We start from the raw sequence: 6,057 nt of genomic DNA, 5'->3' as shown, positions 1-6,057 counted from the left end.
GCTGGATGTCCAGCCCGATACCCTGATCGGTCGACGTAACCGGGCGCTCCTGGCCCTGGGCTTTGCCGGAGCCTTGCGGCGGTCTGAACTGGTGGTGCTGGAGGTTACGGATCTCGTGGCACAGGATGGCGGTGCGCTTCTCACGCTGCGACGCAGCAAGACTGACCCATACGGGGCCGGTCAGACGATCGGGATTCTGAACGGTTCCACCATCCGGGCACTAGATCATCTTACGACCTGGTGCGAGGCGGCCGGGATCACGTCCGGTCGGCTGTTCCGGTCCGTAGACCGGCATGGCCGGATCGGCGGGTCACTCTCGGACCGATCGGTGGCGCGGATCATCAAGACAGCCGCCGAGGCCATGGGGCTCGATCCGGAGCGCTTCTCGGGGCATTCGCTAAGGGCGGGGTTTATCACTTCCGGAGCAGAGGCCGGTGCCGATGCGCTGCTGATCGCCGAAACCTCGCGGCATCAGAGCCTCGATGTGCTGCGGAGCTATGTCCGGCGCGCCTCGCTACTGAAGGCCCATGCCGGACACCGCTTCCTGTAATCCCTAGCCAAACGGCCACCACCAGCGACGGCGACCGTACCCCCCGTACGTCCGGGTCTGTTCAGGGGGTACGTTCAGGGTGAACACTGGCCTTTGTACAGGGTGAACGTCCGGGGTGTACGTAGGGTGTACGCGTTCACCCTCGATCCGTGAGATCTTCTCCCTGAGCTGGGCATTCTGTTCCTTAAGAACGGCATTTTCTTCCCGGTAATCTGAGACTTCTTTGCGTCTTTCATTCAGTTCAGTCTGGAGAAGATCCATCATGTCTCGCAGGGTGGACAAGGCCGTATTGTCTGGGGTGAACATTCCATTGTGTTCGGGTGTACGTTCAGGGTGTACGTCCGGGGCTACGCGTTCAGTCTGTTCAGGGGTCTTGTTCAGGGCAAAAACGGGAACAGACACACGGACAGTGCCATGATTGTCCGTGATTTTGAGCCAGCCGCCGCGACGAACACGCGCACGTGCAGCTTCAAGGGAAAGTCCAAGCCGGTCAGCTAACTGACGATAGGTCAGATTTTCTGTTTGCTCGGCCATAGATCCTCTTACATCTCAAGTCTGAGCTTATATCCGGTCGAGCATGAAATGCGAGTAAGGCTGTCACCCTACCTAGGGTTACATATCTTGCCTATTCGCTTTTTGACTGAGACGGCCTTATTCGGCCCTAGATGGCCTCAAGGGAGAATTTCTAGGGTTTCGGGCTAAGTGAGGCCGTCTCGGGCCATTCAAGGCCAAGTCGGGCCGAGATGAAGGGATAGTCTTTCGAATAGCTCCTTCGTCTTGAGCCTTTTGAACGTGCGTCTGAGGGGAAATCTTAGCGTTAGAACTTCAACTCGAGGACCAGGACGCGATCAGATCGAGCCAGTCATTCTTGGAGCGTGGTTTTTCAAAGAAAATATCTCTTTGAAAATGGAATTCGCTGTCATTTTGGCAGTTAGAAGAAAACCGGAGTTTCCGGCGAGTGAGAGCCTCTTTGAGACGTTGTGTCGCATGGGCTGCGGCAGCCTTGGCCTGCTCCAGGCTGACCACGATCAACCGGTAGCGATTGGGACCATTCACAACGCGTCCTGAGCGTCGCATGCGCTGGCGGGTCCGTTCTATCAAACCCAGACTATAGGCCGTCTCCAACGCCCGGATGACAGTTCTGGTACTACATCCTGCGCGAGCGGCAATGCTTTCGTGAGAGGGGAAAAGACCGCGACAACCTTCGAAACTCGCGAGGGCCTGAAGGACGAGATGGGTCTTGGCTGTGATCTGACGGGCTTGGGTCAGGGTCCAAATCTGGGAAGCGAAAGAGGTCATGCCTGTGATCCTTCTCAGGCGAGACACTTCCCCGTACAGCTAATCAGACATTGAAACCAACACCGGCCACGTCTATTATCTATACATCGGATGCCTAAGCGGGCTTAGTCGCTTTTGCATCTGCCTCGCCGCGCAACAGCGAGTTTCGAAGGGGACAGCCTTGCCGGGCTGTCCCCTTCATCGTTTCAATACATACTGCTCGGTTGAATATCGATTGTCCAGCGATGGTGTGAAACGTTCGCTAGATAGTCTTCAGGCGACCATAGCCCGACGTGCACCCTAAAGGTCCATTGATGGGATCACCTCGTTATCCTTTCGCGTTTCCTTCGCGAACTTCAACATTCAGCGCCAATAGCGGGCTTCTGTGAGAAAGCTTTGTAAGCTTGTCCTGCCATTCGTGCGGAACAAAGGCATGTTTTTTGCAAAAATACCAAAAAATATTTCCAAAAAATATCCCTGGAAGGTTTGACTTATTATCCAGGGTATGATTTTTTTAATTCCAGGTTCTTTTTAAGAAAGCATACACAATGATCCCTTCAACTAACGGCCTTCCCACCCCACTTGCCACTTTGGACGATGTCCTGGATGGTGGGGATACCTCTGAAAAGCCGGTTAAGACTTTCATTGGTCATAATCTCGGCAATCGCACTTTCCTCATGCTACTGCCAATGCATGAGTTCTACGGAATGTCAGAGGTTGCGAACGATGCCGGGCGCGACGGGGATACCGTTGCTCAGCGTAAGTTAGACCCTGTCCATGCTCACAAGCTGGCAACTTACATCTTGAAGGGGCTCGTCTCCGCAGCGATTGAGTATCGTGATGCTCGCAACCAGCCGGTGCCTGAGGACATGAAGAATGTCCTCAGGAAGCTTGGTCCACAGCCTTACATGTCGCTACAGCCGATTGTCGTGAACATTCGCGACTGTAACGTGCGAGGTTCGGATATTCGCGGCATTCGTTTACTCGACAAATCGACCGAAGAAACAACTGGATTTAAGGTGTTTCTTTCCCAACGGCATGTCTTGTGGGTAGTTGATGGACAACACCGTCGTAAGGCTATGCAACAGGTTTTCGAGTTCCTTGAGGGACTTCGCAGCAGCCGCACTTATCCGAAGAAGGGGAAAAACCTAGTTCCATTTGGGGATGGAGAAGCTATCTCAAAAGAAGAATATCAGGTTTGGGAAGAATGCTTCGAGCGGGCGAGAACTTATTGCACTGTTGCCGTTGAAGTGCATCTCGGTCTTAGAGCAGATGAAGAGCGTCAGCTATTTCATGATTTGAATAGGCTTGGCAAAAAAGTCGATACTAACCTTGCACTGCAGTTCGACAATTCTAATCCAGTAAATTTGTTCATCAAGGAAAAGCTTATAGAAGATCTTAAAATTGGGGTTGTGGAAACCGAAGTAAAGAACTGGTCTGATGATGATGGTAGAATTGTTCGTAAAGATTTAGTGTCGGTTAATGCTATTCTTTTACTAAATCGTACGAACATCAATGGCGCTACTCCGCAGATGATCGATGGCCGAACAGAAACAGGTATTTGGTTCTGGGATTCTGTGCGGAACATCAAGGGATTTGGAGAAGAGCATGCGCGTGAAAAAACAGTTGCTGCTCAGCCGGTGGTTTTGAAGGCTCTTGCTAAACTGGTTTTTGATTTTAGCTTTAGTAATCGTCGTCCCGATAATGGTGACGACCTCACTGAACGCTTGCTCTCTTCGCTTGAAGAGATCGACCTGAGCCATGAAAATCCAATGTGGCGTTACTACAACCTTAGCATGGAGGATCGGGCAGCAGCAGGGTTAGAAGGCCTTTCCAATTATCTGCCGCCTGACGAAAGCGGTAATCGCGACATTGGGAGCTATCAGGGCGGCTTCATGCGCTTCGGTGCTAAGCATAATGACATCTATCCAATCCTGGGTGATATGATTCGCTGGAAGTTACAGTTGCCTTCACGTCGTCCGCTGCCGACGCAATAAGTCGAGGTAGTTGTCGATTTCTCCAAGACAATTAAGTTGAGGGGAAGCTCTTGAGCCACAGGTTTAGGTCCTTTCTAGTGTCTGAGAATGCCCATTCTCAGACACTAGAACTGTTCTAAACCGGCAGTCAGTGATCTCGCGCTTTACTGAACTGCCGGGGTCAGCAAGGCTCCACCCTGGTGGGTGGAGCGCTCATGTTATTTTTTGGTCGATTGAATATACTTCAGAAGCTTAATGCCATCAGACAAATGAATCAGTGTCTTCAGAAACGGTATATTGCGCCCGAGAATTGATCTTATTTCAGATGCCTTAATAGGATTCTCGAGAATTGTATAATTTTCTAGTTTCTGGAAGTGACTTTTATCTTGTGATTGATCGCTTTTTCTATTGGAAATTTCTGTTACTCCGTTACTTCTTCCATAAGAAACAATTCCTTTTCCATTTTCATACAGAAAAACGACATCATTTTTTTTGATTTTATCAATATAAAACATCCATGGGTCACAGAACGCTTCTGCAAGCCCATTGTTAACCATTCTATTATGATCTTCGATGTTATTTCCCTTATTTGTATTCAAAATAAAAAACTTAGCCTCATCTGAGGCAATATCGATATTTGAAATATCTTCATCTTCTTCAAGAGAAAGAGAATCAATTTCTTTTTTTACTTTTTCAAGTTCTGGAGAAATGAGCTTAAGAACCGTCTCATTCCTAGAAATATTGAGAAATTCGGCCAAGCCATCGACTTGTGCAGCCATTTCTACAGGCATGCGGACCGTCATAGAGACTTGATCCTGAGAAGATGCTTTTTGTGTCTTCAACATAGAAATGAGGTCAGAGCTAGACATTTTAATTCTTCTTTCAGTTTGATTCTTTTTAGAATCTTTTTTGAGGTTTTTTCCCTCAAAAAATGACTAAAACCAAAAAATAATTTTCGTCAATGGGTGAATTGAGTTTCAGTCACGATATATTCTCAGAACATCTTCAGACTGCTGCCGATCGTTTGGCCTTGGCGGCCCGGTCTCCCGCAACGTTGCGCGCCTATCACATCGACTGGGGTACCTTTGTCGCCTGGTACCGCCCCTAGAAGGGAAATGACTCCAAAACCGTTTTCAGTGGAAATCAGCGCGCTTTTCTGTTACATGTAACGAGAGGAGAAACGCCATGACCCCTGTTGCCATCCGCGTCCAGAAGCGCCGTGACACCCTTCGCAAGGCCGGACTGCGCCCCGTCCAGATCTGGGTGCCCGATACACGCACACCAGGCTTTGATGCGGAATGCCAGCGCCAGGCGCGTCTGGTAGCAGAGGCAGACCGGCACGATCCTGCGCTGATGTCCTTTCTCGAGACTGCGGCCAGCGATCTCGACGGATGGGATGCATGAACCGGGGAGACTTCGTCACCGTTGCTCTCCAGGGGGATCTTGGCAAACCCCGTCCCGCGCTGATCGTCCAGGCTGACCGCTTCGAGACGACAGCCTCTGTGACCGTTCTGCCTGTCACCAGCACCCTCATAGACGCGCCCTTGCTCCGCCTGTCGGTGCCCCCAGACGAGCGGAACGGGCTGCGCAAAACGTCCCAGGTGATGATCGACAAGCCCAGCACGGTCTCAAGAGACAAGATTGGCCCCACCTTCGGTATCGCCAGCGATACCGTTATGCTCTCCGTCAATCGCGCCTTGGCGCTGTTTCTTGGTCTGGCCTGACAGGCCAGTGACCTTACAGCCGCTTTTCCCCGAGACGATCCCGGCGGTTCTTCAGGACGCTTCTGACCATCTGGTTCTAGCGGCCCGGTCTCCGGCCACACTGCGCGCCTATCGCACTGACTGGGGCGCCTTCGTCGCCTGGTGCCACGCCCAGGACGTTACGGCACTTCCGGCTCAGCCTGAAACCGTTTCCGCCTGGATCGCGTCGCGTCTGGAGCAGGGGCGCAAAGCCGCGACACTGGCCCGTGGGGTGGCGGCCGTGTCCTGCGCGCATGAACTGGCCGGGTTCGAGAGCTTCAGCTACTCCCGGCTCGTTCAGGACGCGCTCAGGGGAATGCGGCGGACGCTTGGGACCGTCCCGACCCGGAAAGCGCCCGCAACCGTGGATCTGCTGCGCCGGATGCTGGATGTCCAGCCCGATACCCTGATCGGTCGACGTAACCGGGCGCTCCTGGCCCTGGGCTTTGCCGGAGCCTTGCGGCGGTCTGAACTGGTGGTGCTGGAGGTTACGGATCTCGTGGCACAGGAT

Annotated in this window: 8 protein-coding genes; 5 read left to right on the top strand and 3 right to left on the bottom strand. The window is 52.2% G+C overall.

The window, feature by feature from the left end; all coding sequences use genetic code 11:
• Positions 1–550, top strand: a 550-nt coding sequence (locus J4P41_RS15500) for a site-specific integrase (RefSeq protein ID WP_426067818.1), incomplete at its 5' end; no start/stop codon positions are given.
• Between the two features lie 3 nt (positions 551–553).
• Here J4P41_RS15500 and J4P41_RS15495 read toward each other — a convergent pair.
• Both J4P41_RS15495 and J4P41_RS15490 read right to left on the bottom strand, forming a co-directional pair.
• Positions 554–1,084 (bottom strand): hypothetical protein, encoded by a 531-nt coding sequence (locus tag J4P41_RS15495; protein ID WP_426067817.1) that lies wholly within the window; start codon positions 1,082–1,084, stop codon positions 554–556.
• Between the two features lie 291 nt (positions 1,085–1,375).
• Entirely contained in the window at positions 1,376–1,849 is a 474-nt protein-coding gene (locus J4P41_RS15490; RefSeq protein WP_426067816.1) for a helix-turn-helix domain-containing protein, read from the bottom strand.
• A gap of 527 nt (positions 1,850–2,376) precedes the next feature.
• Here J4P41_RS15490 and J4P41_RS15485 point away from each other — a divergent pair.
• Positions 2,377–3,825 (top strand): DNA sulfur modification protein DndB, encoded by a 1,449-nt coding sequence (locus J4P41_RS15485; protein WP_426067815.1) that lies wholly within the window; start codon positions 2,377–2,379, stop codon positions 3,823–3,825.
• 197 nt (positions 3,826–4,022) lie between these two features.
• Here J4P41_RS15485 and J4P41_RS15480 read toward each other — a convergent pair whose 3' ends face one another.
• Positions 4,023–4,673 carry a hypothetical protein gene (locus tag J4P41_RS15480; protein ID WP_426067814.1) on the bottom strand — a complete coding sequence of 217 codons (651 nt, stop codon included), beginning with the start codon at positions 4,671–4,673 and terminating at the stop codon, positions 4,023–4,025.
• Between the two features lie 316 nt (positions 4,674–4,989).
• Between J4P41_RS15480 and J4P41_RS15475 the strand changes: the two genes are divergently transcribed.
• From J4P41_RS15475 to J4P41_RS15465, 3 genes are all read left to right on the top strand, one after another.
• Positions 4,990–5,208, top strand: coding sequence for an antitoxin MazE family protein (locus tag J4P41_RS15475; RefSeq protein ID WP_202259160.1), 219 nt, complete (start codon positions 4,990–4,992; stop codon positions 5,206–5,208).
• Entirely contained in the window at positions 5,205–5,528 is a 324-nt protein-coding gene (locus tag J4P41_RS15470) for a type II toxin-antitoxin system PemK/MazF family toxin (RefSeq protein WP_010505709.1), read from the top strand. Before J4P41_RS15475 ends, J4P41_RS15470 begins: the two co-directional genes overlap by 4 nt.
• A gap of 7 nt (positions 5,529–5,535) precedes the next feature.
• Positions 5,536–6,057 (top strand): tyrosine-type recombinase/integrase (locus tag J4P41_RS15465; RefSeq protein WP_426067813.1); only part of this gene is annotated, 522 nt, incomplete at its 3' end.

Source organism: Gluconobacter sp. NFX36 (assembly GCF_049887835.1).
Taxonomy (GTDB): Bacteria; Pseudomonadota; Alphaproteobacteria; order Acetobacterales; family Acetobacteraceae; genus Gluconobacter; species Gluconobacter japonicus_A.
This window is presented reverse-complemented; position numbering and strand designations above follow the sequence as displayed.